General features: G+C 60.3%; 23 protein-coding genes. 11 read left to right on the top strand and 12 right to left on the bottom strand.

Annotation, left to right across the window (positions count from 1 at the left end; genetic code table 11):
• Nucleotides 1-22 precede the first annotated feature (22 nt).
• A complete protein-coding gene (locus KW824_RS03345; RefSeq protein ID WP_218408902.1) occupies nucleotides 23-1,438 on the bottom strand; it encodes a PLP-dependent aminotransferase family protein in 1,416 nt (471 codons plus the stop codon).
• Between the two features lie 121 nt (nucleotides 1,439-1,559).
• Between KW824_RS03345 and KW824_RS03340 the strand changes: the two genes are divergently transcribed.
• The 3 genes from KW824_RS03340 to cydX are packed head-to-tail and all read left to right on the top strand — an operon-like array spanning nucleotide 1,560 to nucleotide 4,396.
• On the top strand, nucleotides 1,560-3,131 hold the full coding sequence (locus KW824_RS03340) for a cytochrome ubiquinol oxidase subunit I (RefSeq protein WP_218408901.1): 1,572 nt from the start codon (nucleotides 1,560-1,562) through the stop codon (nucleotides 3,129-3,131).
• Entirely contained in the window at nucleotides 3,131-4,258 is a 1,128-nt protein-coding gene (gene cydB, locus KW824_RS03335; protein WP_218408900.1) for a cytochrome d ubiquinol oxidase subunit II, read from the top strand. The genes KW824_RS03340 and cydB overlap by 1 nt, the downstream gene beginning before the upstream one ends.
• A gap of 24 nt (nucleotides 4,259-4,282) precedes the next feature.
• Nucleotides 4,283-4,396, top strand: coding sequence for a cytochrome bd-I oxidase subunit CydX (gene cydX / locus KW824_RS03330; protein WP_005310033.1), 114 nt, complete (start codon nucleotides 4,283-4,285; stop codon nucleotides 4,394-4,396).
• 63 nt (nucleotides 4,397-4,459) lie between these two features.
• Here cydX and KW824_RS03325 read toward each other — a convergent pair whose 3' ends face one another.
• A complete protein-coding gene (locus KW824_RS03325; RefSeq protein ID WP_218408899.1) occupies nucleotides 4,460-5,632 on the bottom strand; it encodes an MFS transporter in 1,173 nt (390 codons plus the stop codon).
• 471 nt (nucleotides 5,633-6,103) lie between these two features.
• Here KW824_RS03325 and KW824_RS03320 point away from each other — a divergent pair, with 471 nt between their 5' ends.
• Nucleotides 6,104-6,910 (top strand): Shedu immune nuclease family protein, encoded by an 807-nt coding sequence (locus KW824_RS03320; RefSeq protein ID WP_218408898.1) that lies wholly within the window; start codon nucleotides 6,104-6,106, stop codon nucleotides 6,908-6,910.
• Nucleotides 6,911-7,155: 245 nt separating this feature from the next.
• On the opposite strand, the gene dkgB is transcribed toward KW824_RS03320, so the two are convergent.
• The 5 genes from dkgB to KW824_RS03295 all read right to left on the bottom strand — a co-directional run bounded on the left by dkgB (nucleotide 7,156) and on the right by KW824_RS03295 (nucleotide 9,885).
• Nucleotides 7,156-7,959, bottom strand: a complete 804-nt coding sequence (gene dkgB, locus KW824_RS03315) for a 2,5-didehydrogluconate reductase DkgB (RefSeq protein ID WP_218408897.1) — start codon at nucleotides 7,957-7,959, stop codon at nucleotides 7,156-7,158.
• A gap of 87 nt (nucleotides 7,960-8,046) precedes the next feature.
• Nucleotides 8,047-8,337 (bottom strand): putative quinol monooxygenase, encoded by a 291-nt coding sequence (locus tag KW824_RS03310; protein ID WP_218408896.1) that lies wholly within the window; start codon nucleotides 8,335-8,337, stop codon nucleotides 8,047-8,049.
• Between the two features lie 174 nt (nucleotides 8,338-8,511).
• Nucleotides 8,512-8,877, bottom strand: a complete 366-nt coding sequence (locus tag KW824_RS03305) for a VOC family protein (RefSeq protein WP_139750858.1) — start codon at nucleotides 8,875-8,877, stop codon at nucleotides 8,512-8,514.
• A gap of 46 nt (nucleotides 8,878-8,923) precedes the next feature.
• On the bottom strand, nucleotides 8,924-9,310 hold the full coding sequence (locus KW824_RS03300) for a DUF6404 family protein (RefSeq protein ID WP_171269115.1): 387 nt from the start codon (nucleotides 9,308-9,310) through the stop codon (nucleotides 8,924-8,926).
• A gap of 227 nt (nucleotides 9,311-9,537) precedes the next feature.
• The gene (locus KW824_RS03295) at nucleotides 9,538-9,885 is read right to left on the bottom strand and encodes a GFA family protein (RefSeq protein ID WP_041206103.1); all 348 of its coding nucleotides are present in this window, start codon (nucleotides 9,883-9,885) and stop codon (nucleotides 9,538-9,540) included.
• A gap of 246 nt (nucleotides 9,886-10,131) precedes the next feature.
• On the opposite strand from KW824_RS03295, the gene KW824_RS03290 reads away from it, so the two are divergent.
• The gene (locus tag KW824_RS03290) at nucleotides 10,132-11,034 is read left to right on the top strand and encodes a LysR substrate-binding domain-containing protein (protein ID WP_218408895.1); all 903 of its coding nucleotides are present in this window, start codon (nucleotides 10,132-10,134) and stop codon (nucleotides 11,032-11,034) included.
• 179 nt (nucleotides 11,035-11,213) lie between these two features.
• On the opposite strand, the gene glpK is transcribed toward KW824_RS03290, so the two are convergent.
• Both glpK and KW824_RS03280 read right to left on the bottom strand, forming a co-directional pair.
• Nucleotides 11,214-12,716, bottom strand: coding sequence for a glycerol kinase GlpK (gene glpK / locus KW824_RS03285; protein WP_041206102.1), 1,503 nt, complete (start codon nucleotides 12,714-12,716; stop codon nucleotides 11,214-11,216).
• 29 nt (nucleotides 12,717-12,745) lie between these two features.
• Nucleotides 12,746-13,594: an MIP/aquaporin family protein gene (locus tag KW824_RS03280; protein ID WP_005327692.1), complete on the bottom strand. Its 849-nt coding sequence runs from the start codon at nucleotides 13,592-13,594 to the stop codon at nucleotides 12,746-12,748.
• Nucleotides 13,595-14,083: 489 nt separating this feature from the next.
• Between KW824_RS03280 and glpT the strand changes: the two genes are divergently transcribed.
• The 6 genes from glpT (at nucleotide 14,084) to tyrA (ending at nucleotide 22,077) form a co-directional block, all read left to right on the top strand.
• Nucleotides 14,084-15,439 carry a glycerol-3-phosphate transporter gene (gene glpT, locus KW824_RS03275; protein ID WP_218408894.1) on the top strand — a complete coding sequence of 452 codons (1,356 nt, stop codon included), beginning with the start codon at nucleotides 14,084-14,086 and terminating at the stop codon, nucleotides 15,437-15,439.
• A 100-nt stretch (nucleotides 15,440-15,539) separates the two neighbouring features.
• Nucleotides 15,540-16,298 (top strand): DeoR/GlpR family transcriptional regulator, encoded by a 759-nt coding sequence (locus KW824_RS03270; RefSeq protein WP_005328190.1) that lies wholly within the window; start codon nucleotides 15,540-15,542, stop codon nucleotides 16,296-16,298.
• Nucleotides 16,299-16,747: 449 nt separating this feature from the next.
• Complete coding sequence (gene glpD / locus KW824_RS03265; protein WP_218408893.1) at nucleotides 16,748-18,235, top strand: glycerol-3-phosphate dehydrogenase; 1,488 nt, start codon at nucleotides 16,748-16,750, stop codon at nucleotides 18,233-18,235.
• A gap of 100 nt (nucleotides 18,236-18,335) precedes the next feature.
• Nucleotides 18,336-19,415 carry a glycerophosphodiester phosphodiesterase gene (gene glpQ / locus KW824_RS03260; RefSeq protein WP_218408892.1) on the top strand — a complete coding sequence of 360 codons (1,080 nt, stop codon included), beginning with the start codon at nucleotides 18,336-18,338 and terminating at the stop codon, nucleotides 19,413-19,415.
• A 330-nt stretch (nucleotides 19,416-19,745) separates the two neighbouring features.
• Nucleotides 19,746-20,819 (top strand): 3-deoxy-7-phosphoheptulonate synthase, encoded by a 1,074-nt coding sequence (locus KW824_RS03255; protein WP_218408891.1) that lies wholly within the window; start codon nucleotides 19,746-19,748, stop codon nucleotides 20,817-20,819.
• Nucleotides 20,820-20,937: 118 nt separating this feature from the next.
• Nucleotides 20,938-22,077 carry a bifunctional chorismate mutase/prephenate dehydrogenase gene (gene tyrA / locus KW824_RS03250; protein ID WP_182310523.1) on the top strand — a complete coding sequence of 380 codons (1,140 nt, stop codon included), beginning with the start codon at nucleotides 20,938-20,940 and terminating at the stop codon, nucleotides 22,075-22,077.
• 66 nt (nucleotides 22,078-22,143) lie between these two features.
• On the opposite strand, the gene hdfR is transcribed toward tyrA, so the two are convergent.
• From hdfR to eco, 3 genes are all read right to left on the bottom strand, one after another.
• Nucleotides 22,144-23,019: an HTH-type transcriptional regulator HdfR gene (gene hdfR / locus KW824_RS03245; RefSeq protein ID WP_218408890.1), complete on the bottom strand. Its 876-nt coding sequence runs from the start codon at nucleotides 23,017-23,019 to the stop codon at nucleotides 22,144-22,146.
• Nucleotides 23,019-23,378, bottom strand: a complete 360-nt coding sequence (gene maoP, locus KW824_RS03240) for a DUF413 domain-containing protein (protein ID WP_005328181.1) — start codon at nucleotides 23,376-23,378, stop codon at nucleotides 23,019-23,021. Before maoP ends, hdfR begins: the two co-directional genes overlap by 1 nt.
• A 290-nt stretch (nucleotides 23,379-23,668) precedes the next feature.
• Complete coding sequence (gene eco, locus KW824_RS03235; RefSeq protein WP_005328180.1) at nucleotides 23,669-24,151, bottom strand: serine protease inhibitor ecotin; 483 nt, start codon at nucleotides 24,149-24,151, stop codon at nucleotides 23,669-23,671.
• Nucleotides 24,152-24,323: the final 172 nt, after the last annotated feature.

The following is a 24,323-nucleotide window of genomic DNA, read 5'->3' as shown; positions in this document are numbered from 1 at the left end:
CAGGCGCAGCTATCGATATAGGCTAGGAGCCTCCCAGCTGCTGGTGGACCAGGGCCGCCAGCCGGGTGAGGGCGGCCTCCAGCGCCGGGCTCCAGGGATGGGCGCTGTTGAGGCGCAGGCAGTGGTTGTGCTGGCCCTGGCTCGAGAACAGGGCACCGGGGGCCAGCGAGAAACCGTTGCCCAGCGCCTGGGCATAGAGGGCCCGGCTGTCGAGGCGCGCGTCGAATGTCAGCCAGAGGAAGTAGCCGCCGTCCGGGGTCGAGATATGCACCTCGTCCTGGAAGAGGCGCAGCAGGGCCGCCCGCATCTGCTGCTGGCGCTGGGCCAGGGTGTGGCGCAGGCGGCGAAAGTGGGCATCCACCCCGCCCTGGCGCAGCATGTCGGCGAGCGCCAGCTGGCTCGGCACATTGGTGGACAGCGTCGACATCAGTTGCAGCCGCTGGATGCGCTCGGCATGGGATCCGGCCACCACCCAGCCGACCCGAAAGCCCGGCGCCAGGCACTTGGTCCAGGAGCCGCACAGCAGGCTGTCGCCCCGGGCGTCCCAGCGTTTGATGGGGCTGGGGCGCTCGCGGCCAAAGTAGAGCTCGGCGTAGACGTCGTCTTCCACCAGGGGCACCTCATGGGCGTTGAGTAGCGCCATCAGTTCCTGCTTGTGGCCATCCGGCATGGTGTGGCCGAGCGGATGCTGGACGTTGCCCATCAGCCAGCACGCCTTGATGGGGCGCTGGGCCAGGGCCTCGGTGAGCAGGGCGAGATCGATGCCCACCCCGGGGATCACGGGTATTTCCACCACGTTGAGTTTGAGCCGCTCTATGGCCTGCAGGGCGCCGTAGAAGGTGGGGGACTCCACCACCACCCAGTCCCCGGGCTCGGTCAGTACCTGCAGGCTTAAGGAGAGCGCCTCCATGGCACCGGTGGTGATGATGATCTCCTGGGGATCCACCGCCAGGCCGTCGTTGGCGTAACGCTGGGCGATGGCGCGGCGCAGCGCCTCGTTGCCGGGGGGAAGATCTGCCACCGTGCTGAAGGGATCGAGGCGGCGCATGCAGCTCGCCAGGGCCCGGCCGAGCTGGGGGTGGGGGAAGAGGGCGGGATCCGCCACCGCGAGCCCCAGCGGCACCAGCTCCCGGGACTTGCTCGCCTGCAACACCTCGAACACCAGATCGTTGATGTCCACCGAGCCGCTGTAGTGGGCCTGCTGGGCTGCGCTGGCAGGCAGCGGGGAGGGGGCGGCCTTGACGTAATAACCGGACTGGGGCCTGGCCAGGATGAGGCCGAGGCTCTCGAGCAACTGGTAGGCCTGCAGCACCGTCATGGGGCTCAAATGATGGGTCTTGCAGCTCTGGCGGATGGAGGGGATGCGCTCCCCCGGCTGCCAGAGGCCGCTCTCTATCTGCTGCTGCAACAAGGCAGCCAGCTGACCGTAACGGGACATGGGGTGGCCTAAACTGTTATAGGTGGATTTCACTATAACTGCATCTGTTATAGGTGTCATGGCACGTGTTGTACTTAACGGGCGAAAACCTGTCTGTTAAATGCAACATAGAGAGTCATGCATGATAAGCCTGGATGATGTGGTCAGCCTCTCCCGAATACAGTTCGGCGCGACGGCGATGTTCCACTTTCTGTTTGTGCCCCTCACCCTGGGACTGTCCTGGATCCTGGTGATTGCCGAGTCCGCCTACGTGATGACCGGCAAGGTGATCTACAAGGACATCACCCGCTTCTGGGGCAAGCTGTTCGGTATCAACTTCGTCATGGGGGTCACTACCGGCATCACCCTGGAGTTCCAGTTTGGTACCAACTGGGCCTATTACTCCCACTACGTCGGCGACATCTTCGGCACCCCGCTGGCGGTAGAGGGACTGATGGCCTTCTTCCTGGAGTCCACCCTGGTGGGCCTCTTCTTCTTCGGCTGGGACAAGCTCTCCCGGGGTCAGCACCTGCTGGTGACCGCGCTGGTGGCGCTCGGCTCCAACCTCTCCGCACTCTGGATCCTCATCGCCAACGGCTGGATGCAGAATCCGGTCGGTGCCGAGTTCAACCCCATGACGATGCGCATGGAGCTGACCGACGTGGCGGCGGTGATCTTCAACCCGGTGGCCCAGGTTAAGTTCGTCCACACTGTGGCGGCGGGCTATGTGGCGGCCTCCCTGTTCGTGATGGGGGTGAGCAGCTGGTATCTGCTGCGCCGCATGGAGGTGCGCTTCGCCCTGCGATCCTTTGCCATCGCCTCGGGCTTTGGCCTGGCCGCCATCCTCTCTGTCATCGTGCTGGGGGACGAGTCGGGCTACCGCTCCGGGGAGGTGCAGAAGGTGAAGCTCGCCGCCATAGAGGCGGAGTGGGAGACCGAACCCGCCCCTGCCTCTTTCACCCTGTTTGGCCTGCCGGATCAGGATGACGAGACTACTCACGCGGCCATCAAAATTCCCTACCTGATGGGCATCATCGCCACCCGCTCCCTCGATGAGCAGGTGACCGGCCTTAAAGATCTGAAGGCGCAGCACGAGGCGCGCATTCGCAGCGGCATGCTGGCGTATGACGCCCTGGAGGCGCTGCGCTCAGACGGTAGCAATGCCGAGGCCCGCGCCACCTTCGAGCGTCACCGCGCCGATCTCGGCTACGGCCTGCTGCTGACCCCCCATGCCAAGGAGATAGGCAAGGCGGACGAGGCGGCCATCGCCCGGGCGGTCGACGACTCCATTCCTCAGGTGGCGCCGCTGTTCTGGAGCTTCCGGCTGATGGTGGGCATAGGCGTGGTGTTGCTCGGGCTCTTTGCCGCCGCCTTCCTGCAACTGTGCCGGGGCAAGCTGGTGCAATCCCCCCGTCTGCTCAAGGCGCTGTTCTGGTCTATTCCGCTGCCCTGGATTGCCATAGAGGCGGGTTGGTTTGTGGCCGAGTTCGGCCGCCAGCCCTGGACCATCAGCGACGTGCTGCCGGTGTCGGCGTCCGTCTCCTTGCTGCAACCTGGGCAACTCTGGTTCAGCCTCATCTCCATCTTCCTTATCTACAGCACGCTGCTGGTGGTGGAGCTGTTCTTGTTGCGTCACGTGATCCGCAAAGGGCCCGCCAGCCTGCAGACGGGTCGTTATCAAGGTGAAGTGTTGAAAAACGGGAGTCCCGTCTGATGGATTACGAAACCCTGAAACTCATCTGGTGGGGGCTGGTGCTCTTCCTGCTCATCGGCTTTGTGGTGATGGACGGCTTCGATCTCGGGGTCGGCATGTTGCTCCCCGTGGTGGCCAACACCGATGAGGAGCGGCGCGTGCTGCTCAACAGCGTGGGCCCCGTGTGGGAGGGCAACCAGGTGTGGCTCATCGCCGGTGCCGGCACCCTGTTCGCCGCCTGGCCCCTGGTCTATGCCGCCTCCTTCTCGGCGCTCTATGTGCCCTTCATGTTCCTGCTGTTCGGCCTCTTCCTGCGCCCGGTCGGCTTTGACTATCGCAGCAAGCTGCCGGATCCCCTGTGGCGCCGCTGGTGGGACAGGGCCCTGGTGATGGGGGCCCTGCTGCCGACCCTGGTGTTTGGCGCGACCCTCGGCTTCTTGCTGCAAGGCTTGCCGTTTCGCTTCGACTCGGCCCTTCGCATCCACTACGGCGCCTTCGATTTCAACTGGCCGCTGCTGTTGACCTGCATGGGCACGGCGCTGGCTCTGCTGATGCTCCATGGCAGCAGCTTCCTGCAGTGCAAGACCCAGGGGGTGATAGCACAGAGCTGCGCCCGCCAGAGCCGCTGGCTCGGCCCATTGGCGAGTATTCTCTTTGCCCTGGGTGGTTTCTGGCTTAGCCAGATGCGCGGTTACCGGATAGCCGAGATCGGGGATCTCAACAGCGCCCTGACGCCCCTGATGAAGCGGGTAGTGACGGCCCCGGATGGCTGGTTGGGCAACTTTATGGCGCACCCCTGGCTCTGGACTGTGCCTGCCCTGGGTCTCTTGCTGCCGCTCTTGAGCACGCTGGCAAGCGCCCTGGGCCGGGGGCGGCTGGCCATCCTCGCCAGTGGCGGTGCCTGCGCCGCCATGATGCTGACCGTGGCCATCGCGCTCTTCCCGTTTGTGCTGCCCTCGTCCCTGGATCCGTCGAGCAGCCTGACCCTGTGGGACGGTACCTCCAGCGAGCACACCCTCTTCATCATGCTGGGCATAGTCGCCGTGCTGATGCCCATCAACATCGGCTATACGCTCTGGGTCTATTGGGTGGCGCGGGGCAAGATGAGTACCGAGCAGGTGCGCCAGCAGGGCCATAGCCTTTACTGACACAGGAATTGAGGAGTTGTTGATATGTGGTATTTCACCTGGATTTTGGGGCTGGGGTTCGCGCTGCTGTGCGGCCTGGTCAATCTGCTCTGGCTGGAGGCGCGCTGGGCTGCGGATGAGGATCTCAAGGAGTCTTGAGCCGCGCTATGTTGCCAATGAAAAAGGCCGACACCGGGTGTCGGCCTTGTCGTCTGTGGGAAGTTAAACCGCCAGCGCCAATTTGGCCTCGCGCTTCTCGCTGACGTGGGTGAGGCCATAGGCCAGCAGCACGATCAGCGCCCCAATCCAGGGGGTGTGCATCAATCCGAGGTGCTCCACCACGAAACCGCCCACCACGGATCCCAGCGCTATGCCGACGTTGAAGGCGGCGATGTTGAGGCCGGAGGCCACATCCACGGCATTGGGGGTGTGGATTTCGGCCTGTTTCACCACCAGTACCTGTAGCCCCGGCACGTTGCCGAATGCGAAGGCGCCCCACACCAGCACGGTGAGCACTGCCAGCACCGGATGGGGCGCGGTGAAGGTGAGCATCAGCAGGATGAGCGCCAGACCGCCAAACATCAGCTTCAAGGCGGGCAACGGGCCCATCTTGTCCGCGAGCTTGCCGCCCCAGATATTGCCGACGGCCACCGAGACCCCGTACACCAGCAGAATGAGGCTCACCGCATTGGCACCAAAACCGCTCACCTGCTGCAAGATGGGGGCGAGGAAGGTAAAGGCGGTGAAGGCGCCGCCGTAGCCCAGGGCCGTCTTGGCGTAGACCATCAACAGGGGCTTGTGGGTCAGCACGGCGAGCTGTTCACGAAGACTGGAGGCCGCGCCTTTTGGCAGGTCGTTCGGGATGAGCAGCAGGCTGCCTGCCATGGCGATGACCCCGAGTGCGCTCACCACCAGGAAGGTCTCGCGCCAGCCAAAGACCTGACCAATCCAGGTGCCGAGCGGCACGCCTGTCACCAGGGCAACCGTGAGGCCGCTGAACATGATGGCGATGGCACTCGCCGCCTTCTCCTTGGCCACCAGGCCGGTGGCGATGGTGCTGCCTACCGAGAAGAAGACCCCGTGGGCCAGACCGGTGAGGATGCGGGCGACGATCAGGCTCTCATAGCCCGGTGCCTGCCAGGCCAGCAGGTTGCCGGCGGTGAAGAGGGCCATCAGGCCCACCAGCAGCCACTTGCGCGGCAGCTTGCCGGTGAGCGCCGTTAAGATCGGCGCGCCGATGGCGACGCCGAGGGCATAGAGGCTGACCAGCAGGCCCGCCGAGGGGAGCGAGACATTGAGCTGCTCGGCTATGGTGGGGATCAGCCCCACGATCACGAATTCGGTGGTGCCGATCGCAAAGGCACTCAGGGTGAGGGCAAACAACGCCAGTGGCATAACAACTCCTTGGATAGTGGCTCCCGACGGGAGAATGGCGCCAGTATGCCGAGGGCGTTTATTGGTAAAAATGACGGTGACATCAAATTACTTTTGATCTATTTGCAGCAATAGCCGAAATGTTGATGTAGTGGTAAGGTGGAATGCCTACTCTGGGCGAAGTTAAGATGTCTGCCGCGCAGGCCCACCATCGGAGATTTTAATGACGGTTCAGGCTGTGGAGTTGACGAAGTTAACCAACTCAAAAAAATTCAAGATGTTACTACCTGGCTCCTGACAACACAGATGAAAGTGCGTGAGCGATCTCCTATGCAGGTATCTTGTGTGACAAAGCTCTGAACCATTTCGCGGTGATTATCCAGCAATGCTTGAATATCATGTAGCAGTTAATTTGTATTGATATTGAAATAATCACATACATAATGGCACCAGTGAAGCTATAAATTTTCTAAATCATAAGTAGGGGTTCTTATGTTTATCATTGGACAAGCTATCAACGATAAAAAGAAAGAGTTTATTGATCTGCTAAACAAAAATGAGAGTGAACAGGTATATCAGACTTATCTTGAAGAGAACACAATGTTCATTCCAAGGGAGTTTGAGCAAAATCATGGTATTCATTTCAGTACGGTGTTTAGGAAGTTACCTTTATCGAGTGATTATAAACCAGACTTTGTATATCTATCAAAAAGCTCTGATAACTGGAATGTAGTGTTGGTTGAAATCGAAAAACCATCTTCAAAATATTTTAAAGCAAACTCTACTATATTTCATACGGACTTCAATGTTGCTTTGCAACAAATCAACACTTGGAGGGCATGGTTTGAAGATGAATCCAACAGAAATCATTTTAAAAATAATACGCTGCAAGGCTTTATTGAGCCAGCTCACATGGGACGGAATCCGTTTAATTTTAAATATGTTCTGGTGCATGGCCGTAGGGAGGAATACGAAAGTAATGTGCAAAAAACTGCACTCATAAGAGGTCAGCAAAGAAGTGATTTCTCAATAATATCATTTGACAGTTTGGCTGAAAACATCGAAAGAAAATATAAGTTATATATTGGAGTTAAGAAAAACAATCATTACAAATTAATATCAAAAGAATTTATTGATGAGAGCATTTTTGCATGGATGGATACAAGTGTGTTAGTTATTACACAAGATATATACGATGATGCACTTTCAAAGTCGGAAACTTGGCATCATTTTAAGCCTACAAAAGATGGGATGATTAAAGTAATGGAGGCTGTTCTTCCAGTTATTAGACGAATTTGAGTGTGAAAAATAAAACAAGAAAATAGGCGAAAATTAGCTTGCGCTAGAATAATATTCTAAATACTCCATTTATTTTGGTAGTGGCCTTTTCAACTTTGCTAGCATGCGGACATCTGAGTTTAGTGTTGACAGAGAGGATGTTATCTGGCGAAGAACAGCAATGGTAACGCACCAAACCAAAAAAGCGGGAGGCATAGTGCCTCCCGCTTCCACGCGATCATGATGCAGTTAAATGTTCTGATGGATTAATCCCAGGCAGGTGCAAAGTCCGGGTTGGCGCAGCGCTCGCCCCGCTCCAGAGTAGCGATGGCGGCCATCTCATCGCGACTGAGTTGCACCTTCAGCGCAGCCAGGTTGGCGGCGAGATTCTCCCGTTTGGTGGAGCTCGGGATCACCGTCATGCCCTGGGCCAGCAGCCAGGCGAGCGACACCTGGGCCGCCGAGACGCCGTGGCGCTTGCCGAGCTCCATCAGGAGCGGCTCGGCGAGCACCTTGCCATAGGCCAGCGGCATATAGGCGGTGATGGCGATGCCGTGCTCCTGGCAGAACGCCACCACCTTGCGGTTTTGCAGCAGGGGGTGGATCTCCACCTGCTGGTGGGCGATGGCGCCCGGCCCCAGGATCTCGATGGCCTGCTGGAGCTGAGCCACGGTGAAGTTGGAGACCCCTATCTCCCGGGTCAGGCCCCGGGCCTTGGCCTCGGCCAGCTGCTCCAGATAGACCGCCATTGGCACCTCATCCTTGGGGGAGGGCCAGTGAATAAGCGCCAGATCCAGATAGTCGGTGCCCAGCTTTTCCAGGCTCACTTCAAGGCTCGGGATCACCTTGCCCGGGCCAAACTCGCTGATCCACACCTTGGTGGTCAGGTAGATATCCTGGCGGGGGACGCCGCTTTCGTTCATCAAGCGGCCCACTTCGGCCTCGTTGTCATAGATCTGGGCAGTATCGATATGGCGATAGCCGAGATCCAGACCCTGCAGCAGGGAGTCGCGCAGGGGCTGATCCTTCAGGCGAAAGGTACCAAGACCCAGGTTGGGCATCTTCATCATCATATTCCTCAACTTATTGTTTCTACGCTCAATATTGTATCGGCCCATCCCGCATCCAGGGTGGGCAGGGGCAGGCCGCAGCTGGATTCAGGCTAGTTGATAGCGGCGTACATTGGTGCTGGCAAACCAGCCCTGGGTGTTGGTCATGAAGGTGAGAAAATGGGGCTGCTGCTGGTGGGCACTGAGGGCGGCCTCACTTTCCCACTCCTCGTGGATCATCCAGCCTTGGGGGCTATCCAGGCTCTGGTGCAACTGGTAGCAGAAGCACCCGGGCTCTTGCAGGGTAGCCGCTATCAAGGGGCCCAAGGCGGCGCGACACTCGGCGGTGAATTCAGGCTTGGCCTCAAGCTGGGCAATCACAATCACGGGGGATGACATCTGAACCTCCTCGTTAAGACGAGAATCAGTATGCCCGCCGCCTATCATGGAAAACAGGGCAGCAGTCGCAAAACACTATTGAGAGGAAAGCAGCAATGAATGGGCAGGGGCGAGGTGGAGGTGAGGAAGTCAGGGAGGTAAAGGAGCAGGGAACGCCGGAGCGCCCCCTTGCCATCAGGCATTGGCCGGCTCTGACCAGACCGCGAATTCGTTGCCGCTGGGTTCGACAAAGTGGAAGCGGCGGCCGCCGGGGAAGTCGAACAGCGGGCGGTTGATGATGCCACCATGATGCTGCACCTTGGCCTGGGTGGCCTCTATGTCGGCGCTGTAGAACACCAGCAGGGCGCCACCCTGATGGCTGTGACTGCACATATCTGCGCGGTAGAAGCCGCCATCCAGCCCTTCCCCTTCGAAGGCGCAATAATCGGGGCCGTAGTCGGCAAATTGCCAGCCAAAGGCGGCGGTGAAGAAGGCCTTGGTCGCGGCGAGATCCCTTGCCGCAAACTCCACATAGTTCAGTTTCTCATGGGCCTTGGTCATGGTAGCTTCCTTTTGTTTCAAACGATGTGTGATGGCGGCCGCGTGATTATCTGGGCTGCCAGCGTTTCTGTGTCCGTGGCGTGGAGCAGGGCAGAGCCCCCCAGGGGGTCAGCTTTAGCTGTAGCCGACGGATCTGGAAGAAAATGGCCATCAGCAGACCGAAACAGAGGGTGAAGAAAGTGGCCTGACGCAGGGCATATTCCAGACTCACCTCATGTTCCCGGCCCAAAAACCACATCAGCAGTCCCCAGATGATGCCAGTCGGTAGCCCCAGTGCGAGCAGATTGATCATGAAACGCTCATAGTGGGGCGGCCTCAGCTGCCAGCCAGTTCGGCGCAGCAGACGGTATAGCGGCGGGTCGTAATTGGGCTCCTTCACACCCTTGCTTGCCAGCTCTTTATGGGCGGCGAATAGACGGTGTTCAAATAACATTGTGCTTCCTTTGTGTGGTAGCAGAGCAGGGCTCACGATGAGATGCCTGCCCAGAATATCCCTATGTGGGCGCCGATTGTAGCCTTTTTTTCCGGCTGGGGTGTTAGCGCCGGATCACATCGAGCCGTGCAGGAGAAGGGGAGAGCGGGCGGTGGGGATAGAGAGGGACGGCCAGAGGGAAGAGAGGCACCTCCGGCCTGATTGACAGCGTCAGACGGCTTCTATGGTCACAGCGCCCGACCATCGTAGTGCTGCACCGGCAGCGACTCGGGCTCTATCCCCTCCAGGCAGCGGACATTGATGGCGACGATATGGTTGCCCTTGGGATCCACGCCTTCGCCATAGGGGTGCATGCCGCACACTGGGCAGAATCTGTGTTTGACCACATGCTTGTTGAAGGTGTAAGTGCTGGCCGCCTCGTCCGGGGTCAGCAACCTCATCTTGTCATGGGGCATGATCCACAGCAGGGACCCCTTGCGCTGACAGATGGAACAGTTGCAGGCCATGACCTGGCTCAGCTCCCCTTCGACTTCGAATGCCACCCTGCCGCAGTGGCAGCTTCCCTTGTATTTCATCACCCGACTCCTTGTTCTCTGGCTTGATCCTTAGGCAGGTACCGAACCACTTGTCTGCCAAAGGCCATCTTCATTGCCCGCAGCGCTTGTCCCGATGGGATGCGCGAACCGACTCAGTATAGCCATCCCGCGTCGGACGCCTCTGGCGGGCTAATGCGCGCAGGTGACCCCGAGCGGGCCATGGCGCTTGCCAACTCATCGCCATAATGACTATAAAGCCCCATGACTCTTGCCAGGATGACAACAATGAAGACCCATTCCGATGAACTGACCCTGTTCGTGGCCGTGGTGGAGGCGGGCAGCTTTCGCCAGGCGGCGGAGAACCTCGGGATGGACAACTCTGTGGTGAGCCGCGGCATCAAGCGCCTCGAAGAGAAGCTCGCCACCGTGCTGCTCAACCGCACCACACGTCGGGTCAGCCTGACCGAGGAGGGGAGCTGGTTCTATCAGCGGGCGGTGAAGGTGCTGACCGAGATGAGCGAGGCGGAGAGTCATCTGCTGATGCGCCGGGAACAACCCGAAGGGGTGTTGAGAGTCGACGCCGCCACCCCTTTCATCCTGCACCGGCTGGTGCCCATCATCGGCGAGTTTCGCCGCCGCTATCCGGGGATCGAGCTGCAACTGCACAGCTCCGAGGGCTTCATCAACCTGATGGAGCGGCGGGTGGACATGGCCATTCGCATCGGCGAGCTGACGGACTCCTCCCTGCGGGCCCTGTCGCTCGGACGATCCAAGCTGCGGTTGCTCGCCTCCCCCGACTATCTGAAGGCGCGCGGCACCCCGCGCCAGCCGGCGGATCTGCTGAGCGGCCACGAGCTGCTCGGCTTTTTGCACCCCGATCACCTCAACCACTGGCCGCTGCTGAGCAGTGAACAGGGGGACAGGTTCGCCATCACCCCGACCTTGCGGGCCAGCAGCGGCGAAACCCTGCGTCAGCTGGCGCTCAGAGGTCAGGGGATCGTCTGCCTGTCGGACTTCATGACGGGAGAGGACAGGGCGAGCGGTGCCCTGGTGGAGGTGCTGGCCCGCAGCAACAGCGGCGCCTCGCGCCCCATCCATGCGGTGTTCTACTCCGATGCCCAGCGGGATATCCGACTGCGGGTCTGGCTCGACTTCCTCAAGGAGCAGCTCGGCGCCGAGGCGTTGTAGGAGGCGGGCAGGAGGTTGCACTCTCTGCCGACCGCTTTCTACCAGAGGGAGGAGATTGCATACCTTTCTTGACGAAGGGGGGGGGACAAAGGGGGCGCTCGCGAGCGCCAATAAGAAGAGGCCGACATTGCTGTCGGCCTCTTTGTTTTCTTCATCTCAAGGATGTGCCGGTTACCCGATCACTCCTCTTCAGCCCAGCGGCGTGAACGCTCCACCGCCTTCTTCCAGCCGTTGTAGCGTTTGGCACGATCTTCCTTGTCCATCTGGGGGATGAACTCGCGATCGACGCTGAACTTGTCTTCCAGCTCTTCGGAGCTCTTCCAGAAACCGACGGCCAGGCCTGCCAGGAAGGCGGCGCCCATGGCGGTGGTTTCGATGCGGGTCGGACGCACCACTGGGGTGTGCATCATGTCGGCCTGGAACTGCATCAGGAAGTCGTTGGCTACGGCGCCGCCGTCTACCTTGAGGGCAGCCAGCTTGATGCCGGAGTCCTGCTGCATGGCATCCAGCACGTCGCGGCTCTGGTAGGCGATGGATTCCAGCGCGGCACGGATGATGTGGTTGCGGTTGGCGCCGCGGGTCAGGCCGACCATGGTGCCGCGAGCATACGGATCCCAGTAGGGGGCGCCCAGACCGACGAAGGCCGGTACCAGGTAGACGCCGTTGGTGTCGCCAACCTTGGAGGCGAAATAGTCGGTGTCGCGGGCATCGTGGATGATTTTCAGCTCATCACGCAGCCACTGGATGGTGGCGCCACCCATGAATACCGCACCTTCCAGCGCGTAATTCACTTCCCCTTTCGGGCCGATGGCGACCGTGGTCAGCAGGCCGTTGCTGGAGCGGACCGGCTCTGTGCCGGTGTTCATCAGCAGGAAGCAGCCGGTGCCATAGGTGTTCTTGGCCATGCCTTTCTCGAAGCAGAGCTGGCCGAACAGGGCAGACTGCTGGTCACCGGCGATACCGGCGATGGGGATGCGGGAGCCGCCGCCACGGGTGGTGTAGCCATAGACCTCGGAGGAGGGTTTGACCTCTGGCAGCATGGAGGCGGGGATGCCCAGCTCGTCCAGCATCCGCTCGTCCCACTTCAGATCGCGGATGTTGTAGAGCATGGTGCGCGACGCGTTGGTCGGGTCGGTGACGTGCACCTCGCCGTTGGTCATTTTCCACACCAGCCAGGTGTCGATGGTGCCGAACAGCAGCTCGCCGTTCATCGCCTTCTCACGTGCCCCTTCCACGTTGTCCAGGATCCACTTCACCTTGGTGCCGGAGAAGTAGGCGTCCAGCACCAGGCCGGTGTTCTCGCGTACGTACTCTTCCAGGCCGCGGGCCTTGAGCTCTTCACAGATGGCGGCGGTGCGGCGGCACTGCCAGACGATGGCGTTGTAGATGGGCTTGCCGGTGGCTTTCTCCCACACCACGGTCGTTTCACGCTGGTTGGTGATGCCGATGGCGGCGATCTGCTCGCTGTGCAGGCCGCTCTTGGCCAGCACTTCGGTGAAGACGGAAGACTGGGTTGCCCAGATCTCCATGGGGTCGTGCTCGACCCAGCCCGCTTTCGGGTAGTGCTGGGTGAATTCGCGCTGGGAGGTCGCGACTATGTTGGCATCCTGATCGAACACAATGGCACGGGAGGAGGTGGTACCTTGATCCAGCGCGACGACAAATTTCTTTTCAGCAGACATGATGTTCTCCACGTTTGGGGGGACCGCTCTTAGGCGGCGGCCTCTTCTTTATTGGACAGCTTGGCGGCTTCTTCGGTCACGACACGGTTGCCCGGGACGCAGGGAGCCAGCACTTTCACATACAGAGCGGTACCCAGCTGGGCGCCGACGATGGGGCCGAGGATGGGGACCCAGAAGTAGGGGTTGTCGCGACCACCGGTCAGGGCCACATCGCCCCAGCCTGCAAAGAAGGCGAACAGTTTGGGACCAAAGTCACGGGCCGGGTTCATGGCAAAACCGGTCAAGGGGCCGAGGGAGGCGCCGATCACCGCGATCAGGATGCCGATCAGCAGGGCGGCGGCGAAACCTTTGGGGGCGCCGTTGTTGTTGTCACCCAGCGCCATGATGCCCAGCATCAGGACGGCGGTGATCACCAGCTCGACCGCGAATGCCTGCATGTTGCTGAGCAGGGCATTGGGGTAGGTGGAGAAGATGCCGGCGGTGCCGAGGCTCTCTACGCTGCCGCGCACCACGTTGTGGGTCAGTTCCCACTGGGTGAAGAGGTTGCCATAGAGGAAGTAGACCAGGGCGGCGGAGGCGAAGGCGCCCGCTATCTGGGCGATGATGAAGGGCACCACCTTGCGCTTGTCGAAGCCGCAGAAGGTCATCAGCGCCAGGGTCACGGCCGGGTTCAGGTGGGCACCGGAGATGCCGCCGGTCACGTAGATGGCGATGGCGACCCCCAGGCCCCAGGTAATGGAGATTTCCCATTGCCCGAAGTTGGCGCCAGCCAGCACCAGGGCGGCCACACAACCAACGCCGAAGAAGATCAGCAGGCCGGTGCCGATAAACTCGGCGAGGCACTCGCCGAGCAGGGTATTGGGTCTTTGTATGCTCATAGTTGTTATTCCTTATATCCACCCAGAGTAGGTTTGATGTTCCGTTTCGTTATCTTGCATTCCCATTTCTTGCGTCCGAAAACGTTTCTTCTTGTTGTTTGAGCTGACGCAAACGTTATGCTCGTTTGCGCTCGTTCTTGGACGAGAGAGAAAATAAACCTTCTGTGCCAATTCACCAGACCCCCGCCACCGGAAATGTGGACAAGATCCCATTCATTGCTAAGAAAATGTGACGAAAAGCAACAGTTAGCGGCATTAATACTCCTTAGTGGGTAGCTAAGTTCCTTGCCCTGCAAGGGCTGGAGGCCGATGCGCGATCACTCATCGGGTGACATTCTTTGTAATAAAACTGCAATAATTTAGCCTTCATCACAGATTAAATGTTCACATATGAGCACAATAGGCTCGCTTGCGAAGTAAGGACTCAACTGGTCGCAGGCATGATCGGGGCACCCTCAATCGCCCATAACAACAATAAGGAAGCAGAACATGCTTAGTCTCTTCAGGCCTGCACCCCACATCGACCGACTACCGGCCGACAAGGTGGACCCCTTCTACAAACGCATGCGTTGGCAGGTGTTTTTCGGGATCTTCTTCGGTTATGCCGGCTACTACCTGGTGCGCAAGAACTTCAGTCTGGCGATGCCCTATCTCATCGAGCAGGGCTTCTCCCGCGGTGATCTGGGGCTGGCCCTGTCCGGTGTCTCCATCGCCTACGGTCTCTCCAAATTCCTGATGGGGAACGTGTCGGACCGCTCCAATGCGCGCTACTTCCTCTCCGCCGGCCTGCTGCTCTCGGCCGGTATCATGTTCATGATGGGGACGGTGCACTGGGCCACCTCCAGCATCGCCATCATGTTCGTGCTGTTGTTCCTCAACGGCTGGGTCCAGGGCATGGGCTGGCCGCCCTGCGGTCGCACCATGGTGCACTGGTGGTCACAGAAGGAGCGGGGCGAAATCGTCTCGGTCTGGAACGTGGCCCACAACGTGGGTGGCGGCATGATAGGTCCGCTGTTCATCCTCGGCATGGGCTGGTTCAATGATTGGCGCAGCGCCTTCTATGTGCCGGCTGCGGCTGCGGCTGCCATCGCGGTGATCGCCTTCTTCGTGATGCGTGACACCCCGCAGTCCGTGGGTCTGCCACCCATCGAGGAGTACAAGAACGACTACCCCAAGGATTACAACGAGAGTCACGAGCAGGAGTTCTCCGCCAAGGAGATCTTCATTAAGTATGTGTTGCACAACAAGCTCTTGTGGTACATCGCGATTGCCAACGCCTTCGTCTACCTCATTCGCTACGGCGTGCTGGACTGGGCACCGACCTACCTCAAGGAAGCCAAGGACTTCAGCGTGGATCACTCCTCCTGGGCCTACTTCCTTTATGAGTGGGCGGGGATCCCGGGCACCCTGCTGTGCGGCTGGATTTCGGACAAGATGTTCCAGGGCCGCCGCGCCCCGGCCGGTATCCTGTTCATGGTGCTGGTGACCGTGGCCGTGCTGGTCTACTGGTTCAACCCGGCGGGCAACCCGACCATCGACATGATGGCCCTGGTCGCCATCGGCTTCCTCATCTATGGCCCCGTCATGCTGATAGGCCTCTATGCCCTGGAGCTGGCGCCCAAGAAGGCCGCCGGTACCGCGGCAGGCTTCACCGGGCTGTTCGGTTACCTGGGCGGCGCGGTCGCGGCCAACGCCATGCTGGGCTACACGGTCGACCATTTCGGTTGGGACGGCGGCTTCCTGGTGCTGACCATCTCCTGCGTGCTCTCAATCGTACTGCTGGCCCTGACCCTCAAGCACGAGAACATCTCGATCGCCCACAAGGCCGCTGCCGACAAGGCATAAAACGTGATCCTGCCCTTATCAGTCCGAAAAGGGATAGGGTACACTGCCAAAGGCCCCGCAATGCCGGGGCCTTTTTTCGTCTCTCAAGCGGAGTGCAAGCGTGAAGCAAACCCAACGACATCTGGAGATCCTGGACGTTCTGACAAGGCAGGGCTTTGTCTCGACCGACGATCTGGTGACCCATTTTGACGTCAGCCCCCAGACCATTCGCCGGGATCTGAACGATCTCGCCGAGCAGAACAAGATCCGGCGCCATCACGGCGGGGCCTCCCTGCATTCGAGTACCGTCAATACCGCCTACAGCGCCCGCAAGGTGATGCAACTCAAGGAGAAGGAGCGCATCGCCCGTGAAGTAGCGGCCAATATTCCCGACGGTTCATCGCTCTTCATCGACATCGGCACCACCACGGAAGCCATCGCCCGCGCCCTGCTCGATCACCGTGAGCTGCGGGTGGTCACCAACAACCTCAACGTGGCCAGCATCCTCACCGCCAAGGATGACTTCACCGTCATCATCGCCGGTGGCGAGATCCGCAATCGGGACGGGGGCATCGTCGGGGAGGCGACCCGTGACTTCATCGGCCAGTTCCGCATGGATTATGGCGTCATCGGTATATCCGGTATCGACAACGACGGCTCCTTGCTCGATTTCGACTATCACGAGGTGAAGATAGCCCAGGCCATCATCGCCCACTCCCGCCAGGTGTTCCTGGCCGCCGACCACACCAAGTTCGGGCGCAATGCCATGGTCAACCTCGGCAACCTCAACCAGATCCACGCCCTGTTCACGGATCAGGAGCCGCCGGAGAAGCTGATGCGACTGATGTCCCAGCATCAGATCGCCTGCCACATCTGCTGAGTATTCCCACGCCGCACTAGCATCAGGCCGCCGTCAGGCGGCCGCTTTCTTGCTGCTCTCTAACGGGGTCCCCAGGCGGGGCGCCTTGCCCCTGCAGCCTCTCTCCTTCTGTCCCTGTGGCGCCGTCTCGGCCGGTCGCTGTAAAAGCAAGGGTTCTCTTCTCGTCCTCGGTGGTTTGCCTATGGGCAATCTCTGCTTCAGGGCCGGGCTCCTTCGGCCTCGGCCAGCCGCGCCCGCATCCGTTGCGGCAGCTTAGTCCCGGCAGTAGGGACAATGGCGAGGGCTTGGGGCGGCACTTTGTCACCGACCGGCAGCATTTTTAGCATTGTCAGAACAATCGCGATCACATTTCCCTCATAAAATGTTCGTTTATCATTTTTTCATGTTCTAATATGAGCGAAATCAAACATTGCCGGCATGGCGAACACAAAATAAGAAAGTAGGTGAACATGAGCGAACATTATGATCTGGTCGTCGTCGGCGGCGGCATCAACGGGGTCGGCATTGCGGCGGATGCGGCGGGGCGGGGGCTGAAGGTGGCGCTGTTCGAGGCGCAGGATCTCGCCTCGGCCACCTCGTCCAACTCCAGCAAGCTGATCCACGGCGGCTTGCGCTATCTCGAACATTACGAATTCCGGCTGGTGAAAGAGGCACTGGCGGAGCGGGAGGTGCTGCTCGGCATGGCGCCGCACATCGCCCGTCCCATGCGCTTCCGCCTGCCCCATCGCCCGCACCTGCGCCCGGCCTGGATGATCCGTGCCGGCCTCTTCCTCTACGACAACCTGGCCAAGCGCGACAAGCTCAAGGGCAGTTGCGGCCTGCGCTTCCTGCCGCAAGATGGTCTCAAGAGTGGCATCAACAAGGGGTTCGAGTACTCGGACGCCTGGGTCGACGACGCCCGTCTGGTGGTGCTCAACGCCATGATGGCCCGGGACAAGGGCGCCGATGTGCAGACCCGTACCCGCTGCGTCAAGGCGGTGCGCGGATCCAAGCACTGGACCCTGACCCTGGAGCGGGAAGGGGGCGAGCAGTTCAACGTCACCTGCCGTGGCCTGGTCAATGCGGCCGGTCCCTGGGTCAAGACCTTCTATGACGAGAGCCTGCACGAGAAATCCCCGCGCGGCATTCGCCTCATCAAGGGCAGCCACATAATCGTGCCGCGCATCCATGAGCGCGAAGAGGCATATATCCTGCAAAACGAGGACAACCGCATCGTCTTCGTCATCCCCTACCAGCAGGACTACTCCCTCATCGGCACCACGGACGTGGAGCACCATGGCAGCCCGCGGGAGGCGAAGATCAGCGAGGCCGAGATAAATTACCTGTGCAAGGTGGTCAACGCCCACTTCACCCGCCAGATTGCGCCCTCCGAGGTCATCTGGACCTATGCCGGGGTGCGGCCGCTGTGCGATGACGAGTCCGACTCACCCCAGGCGGTGACCCGCGACTACACCCTTGAGCTCTCCGGTGAATCCGACGGGGCGCCGCTCTTGTCGGTGTTTGGCGGCAAGCTCACCACCTATCGCAAGCTGGCCCAGGCCGCCTGCAACAAGCTCAAGCCCTGGTTCAGCCAGATGGGCGAGGACTGGACCGCCACCAGCCGTCTGCCCGGCGGCGAGTTCGACTGCTCCACCACCGAGCTGGCCCGCGCCTACTTGCTCGAATTCGACTGGCTGGACGAGCGCAGCGCCCGCCGCATCGCCGAGGCCTATGGCAGTCATGCCCGTCTCTGGCTGCACGAGGAGCGTGGCCAGCACTTTGGCGCCGGGCTGTACGAGTCGGAAGTGCGCTATCTGATCAGCCGCGAGTGGGCCCACTCCCTGGAGGATATCCTGTGGCGTCGCAGCAAGCTGGGGCTGCGCCTCTGTGATGCCGAGCAGCAGCAACTGCACGCCTGGCTGGAGCAACACCATCACGCCCTGCCCAAGGCAAGCTGATGAAGAAGCGGGCGGCCCTTGCCGCCCGCCGTTAAACTGCAATAAACCTCTGCTATAACAACTACCTACATCCAATAAACAATAACAAAGAGCCGTTCTTATGAAACAACCTCACCTCTCCCTGGTGGCCTTTGGCCTCGGGGTTGCCCTCGCATTGCCCGCCCTGGCCGCAGATGACGGCAAGATAGTGATCGCCCACCGCGGCGCCTCCGGCTACCTGCCCGAGCACACCCTGGAGTCCAAGGCGCTGGCCTATGGCATGGGGGCCGACTATCTGGAGCAGGATCTGGTGATGACCAGGGATGACCAGCTGGTGGTGATGCACGATCACTTCCTCGACGGCATCACGGACGTGGCGACGCGCTTCCCCGGCCGTGCCCGCCCGGACGGCCGCTACTATGTGGTGGATTTCACCCTGGCCGAGGTGCGCTCCCTGCGCATGACGGAGCCGTTCCAGCTGGTGGAGGGCAAGCAGGTGCCCGTCTATCCGGCCCGCTTCCCGCTGTGGAAGTCCGACTTCAAGATCCACACCTTCCAGGAAGAGATAGAGATGATCCAGGGGCTCAACAAGAGCACCGGCAAAGAGATCGGCATCTATCCGGAGATCAAGGCCCCCTGGCTGTTCCGCCACGAGGGCAAGGACATCTCCAAGGCGGTGCTGACCGTGCTCAAGGAGTACGGCTACACCGGCAAGAGCGACAAGGTCTATCTGCAGAGCTTCGACGTGGATGAGCTCAAACGCATCGACACCGAGCTGATGCCGGCCCTCGGCATGGACTTGAAGCTGGTGCAGCTGATGGCCGAGACCGACTGGAACGAGACCATGGTCTACGACGCCAAGGGCAAGGCGACCCCCTACGACTATGGCTGGATGTTCAAGCCGGGTGCCATGAAGACCATAGCTGGCTACGCCGACGGCATAGGCCCCTGGAAGCCGATGATAGTCACCGAGCCGGGTACGCCGGGCAAGCCGGTGTTCACCGCCATGGTGAAAGAGGCTCACGCCGCTGGTCTCAAGGTGCACCCTTATACCTTCCGCCAAGACGAAGGCCAGATCCCGCCCTATGCGAAAGACTTCACCGACCTGCTCAACATCTTCCTCTACCAGGCGGACGTGGACGGGGTGTTCAGCGACTTCCCGGACAAGGCGGTGGCGGCCATCAAGGCCCACGGCAAATAATAAAAGAAGAGCAACACGGGAACGCAAGCGGGGCCAGGTGCCCCGCTTTTTTATGGCGGCAGGCCGGCAAAGGCGTGATGAGGCATAGGGTGTAATTATTTGTTTACGTTTTTCATGGTGCAGAGGGCCTTTCACACGCTACTTTCTGGCTGTTTTGGTCACGGGAGTGGTCATTAATCCATCTGTTGATGCAGTAAACCGCTAGTTTCACTTGATTGTTTGTTTTTCCTTGGTAAGGTGAGGGCGGTTGCGTAACAAAGCGCTGACTTGTGTAAACAAATGAATACACCTTGGCGCAATTGGCTTGAATACAGTAGAGAGAATGAGAAAATGCAAAGAGATCCCCTGAACAACATCCATATCCAGTCCGAACAAGTGATGATCACGCCTGCCCAGCTCAAGGAGAAGCTACCCATCTCCGACAAGGCGCTGGCATTCGTGCAAGGGGCCCGCAATACCATAGCCGACATCATCCACCGCCGGGATCACCGCCTGCTGGTGATCTGTGGACCCTGCTCCATCCACGACATGGACGCCGCCAAAGAGTACGCAACCAGACTCAAAGCGCTGCATGATGCCTACCAGGACTCTCTCTACATTGTCATGCGGGTCTACTTTGAGAAGCCACGCACCACGGTCGGCTGGAAGGGCTTTATCAACGATCCGAACCTCGACGGCACCTTCGACGTGGAGCTGGGGCTGCACCGCGCCCGCGAGCTGCTCTGCTGGCTGGCGGAGCTGGAGTTGCCGCTGGCGACCGAGGCGCTCGATCCCATCAGCCCGCAATACCTGGCCGAGCTCTTCTCCTGGTCGGCCATCGGCGCCCGTACCACAGAATCCCAAACCCACAGGGAGATGGCCTCCGGCCTCTCCATGCCGGTCGGCTTCAAGAACGGCACAGACGGCAACCTCGGCACCGCCATCAACGCGCTGCAGGCAGCCTCCAGCCCCCACGCCTTCATGGGGATCAACCAGCAGGGCCAGGTCGCCTTGTTGCAGACCCAGGGTAACCCGGATGGTCACGTGATCCTGCGCGGCGGCAAGCACCCGAATTACGATTCGGTCAATGTGTCGCTGGCGGAAGAGGCGCTGGAAAAAGCGGGTCTGCTGCCCGGTCTGGTGGTGGATTGCAGCCACGGCAACTCCAGCAAGGATCACCGTCTGCAACCCAAGGTGGCGGACAACGTCATCCACCAGATCCAGGAGGGCAACCGCTCCATCATAGGGGTGATGCTCGAATCCAACCTGTTCGAGGGCAACCAGTCCAGCGAGCAGCCCAAGTGCGAGATGCGCTACGGCGTCTCCATCACAGATGCCTGCATCGACTGGGAGACCACGGCGGATCTGCTGGCCCGCTGCCACAGCCAGCTGGCGGCGCCGCTCAAGAGCAGAACTGCGCAGTAAGTCGTGATATCTTGTCGTAACTGATTGAACCATAGAGGTATCACTGCCCACGCGGTGATACCTTGTTGCCTATTGAATCACAGGACGCCGCCGCCAGCGGCGCCGGCAGGGACTGGATATGGCTGAAGAGTTGAATGCCCTCAGGGACAAGATAGATGCGGTGGACAAGCAGCTTATTGATCTGCTGGCCGCCCGTCTGGCCCTGGTGGGGGAAGTGGGTGAGGTAAAGAGCCGGCACGGTCTGCCCATCTATGCACCGGATAGGGAGGCGAGCATGCTGGCCCGCCGCCGCGCCGAGGCCGAACGGCTGGGGGTGCCCGGGGATCTTATCGAGGACGTGCTGCGCCGGGTGATGCGCGAATCCTATATTCTGGAATCCACCAGCGACAAGGAGCACCACTTCAAGTGCATGAAGCCGGCCCTTGGCAAGGTGGTCATCATCGGCGGCCAGGGCCAGCTTGGCCGCCTGTTCGGCCAGATGTTCGGCCTCTCCGGCTACCGGGTCGAGACCCTGGAGCAGGGGGACTGGCCGCGCGCTGACGAGATCCTTAGCCGTGCGGGTCTGGTCATGGTGGCTGTGCCCATCGATATAACCTGCCAGGTCATCGACCGGCTCGGCAAGCTGCCTGCGGATTGCCTGCTGGTGGACGTCACCAGCGTGAAGTCGGCACCGCTCGAGCACATGCTGGCGGTGCACCAGGGGCCGGTGCTGGGGCTGCACCCCATGTTCGGGCCGGATGTGGCGAGCCTCGCCAAGCAGGTGATCGTCTGCTGTCAGGGCCGCGACCCCGCCGCCAGCCAGTGGCTGCTGGATCAGATGACCATCTGGGGCGCACGGCTGCAGCAGGTAGAAGCCAAGGCTCACGACGAGGCCATGACCCTCATTCAGGCGCTGCGCCACTTCGCCACCTTCGCCTACGGCTGGCACCTGTCGCGGGAGCAGGCCAATCTGGATCGCCTGCTGAGTTTGAGCTCCCCCATCTACCGGCTGGAGCTCGCCATGGTGGGACGGTTGTTTGCCCAGGATCCCCACCTCTATGCCGATATCATATTGTCGTCACCGCAGAACCTCGCGATGATCCGCCGCTACTACCAGAACTTCGGCGAGGCGCTGGGGCTCCTGGAGCGGGGGGACAGGGACGGCTTCATCGAGGCCTTCTCGCAAGTTTCCAGCTTCTTCGGCGAACATGCCGACGAGTTCCTGCGCGAGAGCCGCACCCTGCTGGCCCAGGCCAACGACCGTCGTCACCATGGCTGACGGCACGCATCCATAACAAAGGGGCCGCTTGGCCCCTTTTTTCATGCTGGTCAGGCTGAGGCCCGGCTACTCGGCGGATGGCAGCCGCAGATCGGCGCCATCCCAACCGAGCGGCAGGGTGAGCAGCTGATCGATGAGTTCACGGCGATCGGATTTCTCCAGATAGGCGAGATAGAGCGGGCGACTCAGCGCCTGTCCCCCTTCCACCAGGTACAGTTGTCCCTGCTCCAGGAAAGGGCTCACCATACGCCGTGGCAGATAGGCGGCACCCCCATTGGCCAGCACGAACTGCAGCGCCATGCTGGCCGAACTCGAGTGCAGCACCGGGGTCTTCTGCAGGCTCTGCAACCGGCTGGAAGGGGGCTCGAAACTGGTGCCCCAGTCGAGGTGAATATGGGGCATCTGCATCAGGCTGTCCGCATTGGCGGCCGGCTCCCGGCTCACCAGCTCGAACACCAGCTCGCCTATGGGATGCAGGGCTATCTCGTCTATCTTGGTCGGCTCGGAGAGCAGGGCGAGATCGAGGGAGCGCTCCAGCAACTGGCGGCACAGGTGCTCGCGAGACGCCGTCTCGAGCCGCACCGCGAGACCGGGGGCCAGGGCATAGACATGGTTGAGCCAGTCATTGAAGTCGAGCTCCCAAAACACCGCGGGTGCACCTATGGCGAGCTGCTGACTGAAACCGGGGGAGAGGGCCACGTCCTGCCTGGCGCGGCCCAGGGTATGCAAGATGGCGTCTGCGTAAGGCAGCAGACGCTCACCGGAGGCGGTCAGACGGATGTTGTTGCGATGGCGGGCAAACAGGCTGACCCCGAGTTGTTGCTCGAGCTGGCGGATCCGAAAGCTGACCGCCGACTGGGTCAGGTAGAGATTCTCGGCAGCCCGGCCAAAATGCCGGGTCTTGCTGACCTCGATGAAGGTCCGAAGCAGCTCGGTATCCATTAATCGAGGGACTCGTCGCTGCCACCGCCGCCACCGCCCTCAAAGCTGCCGCCTGCATCCTCATTGGCGCCACCCGCGACTGTGCACAGACGGTGCACCCGCTTGGGACCAATCACCTTCAGGTACTTGAACCATACCTTGGCATGGGGGTTGCTGCCGGCTGCGCCAGACTTGACCTGCTCGATGAAGGCGCTTTCTACGTCATCGCGGGGGGCCAGGTTGCCCTGATAGAGCGCCAGCATCACTGTGCCGTACTTTTCCAGACTGTCCGCTTCGGCCACGGTGAATTCGCCACTGCGACGCAGGCCACGGGGAAAATGTTTGAAGTCGTTGAAACGCTTGTCTGATTCGAAGCTCATAGTGCTCTTGTTCTGGTTAGTTTGACCTTTGCGGGCAAGTATCATCAGGCCGTCGCAGAGTGCAAAATCAATTTTCTTACTATGTTAATAAATATCTTTTATCGAACAGCCTTTGTCTCATCCCGAGGGAGAATTTTGCGGTCCACAGCACAAAAAGCCTGAAAAATAGTGGAGTTATGTCAGGTTTTGTACAGCTGGACCCGGTCCCTGCAGGGTGAAAACAATAAAATAAAGGCGCCATACGGCGCCTTTATTTGTTCATGGATTGGCTGAACCTGAGCGTCGGGCACTCATTCAATCATGGCTGGCTGCGCCAGGTTGTCGGCACGCCACAGACGGTAGCGCACTTCATACTCCTGCGGCACATAGATGACGAACGGCAGCTTGGAGTTGTAGTTCACGAAGAAGCCCTGACCATAGATCTGGACGAAGCTCTCTTTCTTCTGGCCATCCGGGCAGGCCATCAGGGTGCTGACAGGACCCGAGACCTGGCCCAGGGTCAGGTAGTTGTAGCCCCAGCCCTTGACGCTGTGCTGTTCCAGGTTGCCGGCGAAGCGGGGCAGGTTGCAGTCCACCAGCATCTTCTTGCCCACTTGCAGTTCGACCATCATGTCGGCTTCGTTTTCGACTTCCGGCAGGCGGATCACGACACGTTCCTGGTTCACTTCGGCGGCAGGGAACATGCTGATATCAAATTTTTTCGGTTCGGCGGCGAAGGCATGGCCACCCAGTAACAAGGCGCCCAGCAGGCTAAAACGCAATACGGTTTTCATCTGTACCTCATGGGATTGGTTCAACGCCGCTAGACTAACCGCTCTGCCCGTTTCACGCCAGCGCTCCGGCGCGCAAAACCAGCCTGAACCGGCACAGGGTGACGTAATTTGATGCTTTTTTGACGCCTTCCACCCCAAAGGGGCCATTCGGGGGAATTCCGGGCAGGGGAGT

The organism is Aeromonas sp. sif0611, from assembly GCF_019218845.1.
In the GTDB taxonomy this organism is placed as follows: Bacteria; Pseudomonadota; Gammaproteobacteria; order Enterobacterales; family Aeromonadaceae; genus Aeromonas; species Aeromonas media.
The sequence above is the reverse complement of the archived record's forward strand: the minus strand, read 5'-3'. Positions and strand labels throughout refer to the sequence as shown.

Excerpts from the sequence above, each read along its gene's own strand:
- KW824_RS03345 (WP_218408902.1), bottom strand. The coding sequence starts at position 1,438 with ATGTCCCGTTACGGTCAGCTGGCTGCCTTGTTGCAGCAGCAGATAGAG.
- KW824_RS03340 (WP_218408901.1), top strand. The coding sequence starts at position 1,560 with ATGATAAGCCTGGATGATGTGGTCAGCCTCTCCCGAATACAGTTCGGC.
- cydB (WP_218408900.1), top strand. The coding sequence starts at position 3,131 with ATGGATTACGAAACCCTGAAACTCATCTGGTGGGGGCTGGTGCTCTTC.
- cydX (WP_005310033.1), top strand. The coding sequence starts at position 4,283 with ATGTGGTATTTCACCTGGATTTTGGGGCTGGGGTTCGCGCTGCTGTGC.
- KW824_RS03325 (WP_218408899.1), bottom strand. The coding sequence starts at position 5,632 with ATGCCACTGGCGTTGTTTGCCCTCACCCTGAGTGCCTTTGCGATCGGC.
- KW824_RS03320 (WP_218408898.1), top strand. The coding sequence starts at position 6,104 with ATGTTTATCATTGGACAAGCTATCAACGATAAAAAGAAAGAGTTTATT.
- dkgB (WP_218408897.1), bottom strand. The coding sequence starts at position 7,959 with ATGATGAAGATGCCCAACCTGGGTCTTGGTACCTTTCGCCTGAAGGAT.
- KW824_RS03310 (WP_218408896.1), bottom strand. The coding sequence starts at position 8,337 with ATGTCATCCCCCGTGATTGTGATTGCCCAGCTTGAGGCCAAGCCTGAA.
- KW824_RS03305 (WP_139750858.1), bottom strand. The coding sequence starts at position 8,877 with ATGACCAAGGCCCATGAGAAACTGAACTATGTGGAGTTTGCGGCAAGG.
- KW824_RS03300 (WP_171269115.1), bottom strand. The coding sequence starts at position 9,310 with ATGTTATTTGAACACCGTCTATTCGCCGCCCATAAAGAGCTGGCAAGC.
- KW824_RS03295 (WP_041206103.1), bottom strand. The coding sequence starts at position 9,885 with ATGAAATACAAGGGAAGCTGCCACTGCGGCAGGGTGGCATTCGAAGTC.
- KW824_RS03290 (WP_218408895.1), top strand. The coding sequence starts at position 10,132 with ATGAAGACCCATTCCGATGAACTGACCCTGTTCGTGGCCGTGGTGGAG.
- glpK (WP_041206102.1), bottom strand. The coding sequence starts at position 12,716 with ATGTCTGCTGAAAAGAAATTTGTCGTCGCGCTGGATCAAGGTACCACC.
- KW824_RS03280 (WP_005327692.1), bottom strand. The coding sequence starts at position 13,594 with ATGAGCATACAAAGACCCAATACCCTGCTCGGCGAGTGCCTCGCCGAG.
- glpT (WP_218408894.1), top strand. The coding sequence starts at position 14,084 with ATGCTTAGTCTCTTCAGGCCTGCACCCCACATCGACCGACTACCGGCC.
- glpD (WP_218408893.1), top strand. The coding sequence starts at position 16,748 with ATGAGCGAACATTATGATCTGGTCGTCGTCGGCGGCGGCATCAACGGG.
- glpQ (WP_218408892.1), top strand. The coding sequence starts at position 18,336 with ATGAAACAACCTCACCTCTCCCTGGTGGCCTTTGGCCTCGGGGTTGCC.
- KW824_RS03255 (WP_218408891.1), top strand. The coding sequence starts at position 19,746 with ATGCAAAGAGATCCCCTGAACAACATCCATATCCAGTCCGAACAAGTG.
- tyrA (WP_182310523.1), top strand. The coding sequence starts at position 20,938 with ATGGCTGAAGAGTTGAATGCCCTCAGGGACAAGATAGATGCGGTGGAC.
- hdfR (WP_218408890.1), bottom strand. The coding sequence starts at position 23,019 with ATGGATACCGAGCTGCTTCGGACCTTCATCGAGGTCAGCAAGACCCGG.
- maoP (WP_005328181.1), bottom strand. The coding sequence starts at position 23,378 with ATGAGCTTCGAATCAGACAAGCGTTTCAACGACTTCAAACATTTTCCC.
- eco (WP_005328180.1), bottom strand. The coding sequence starts at position 24,151 with ATGAAAACCGTATTGCGTTTTAGCCTGCTGGGCGCCTTGTTACTGGGT.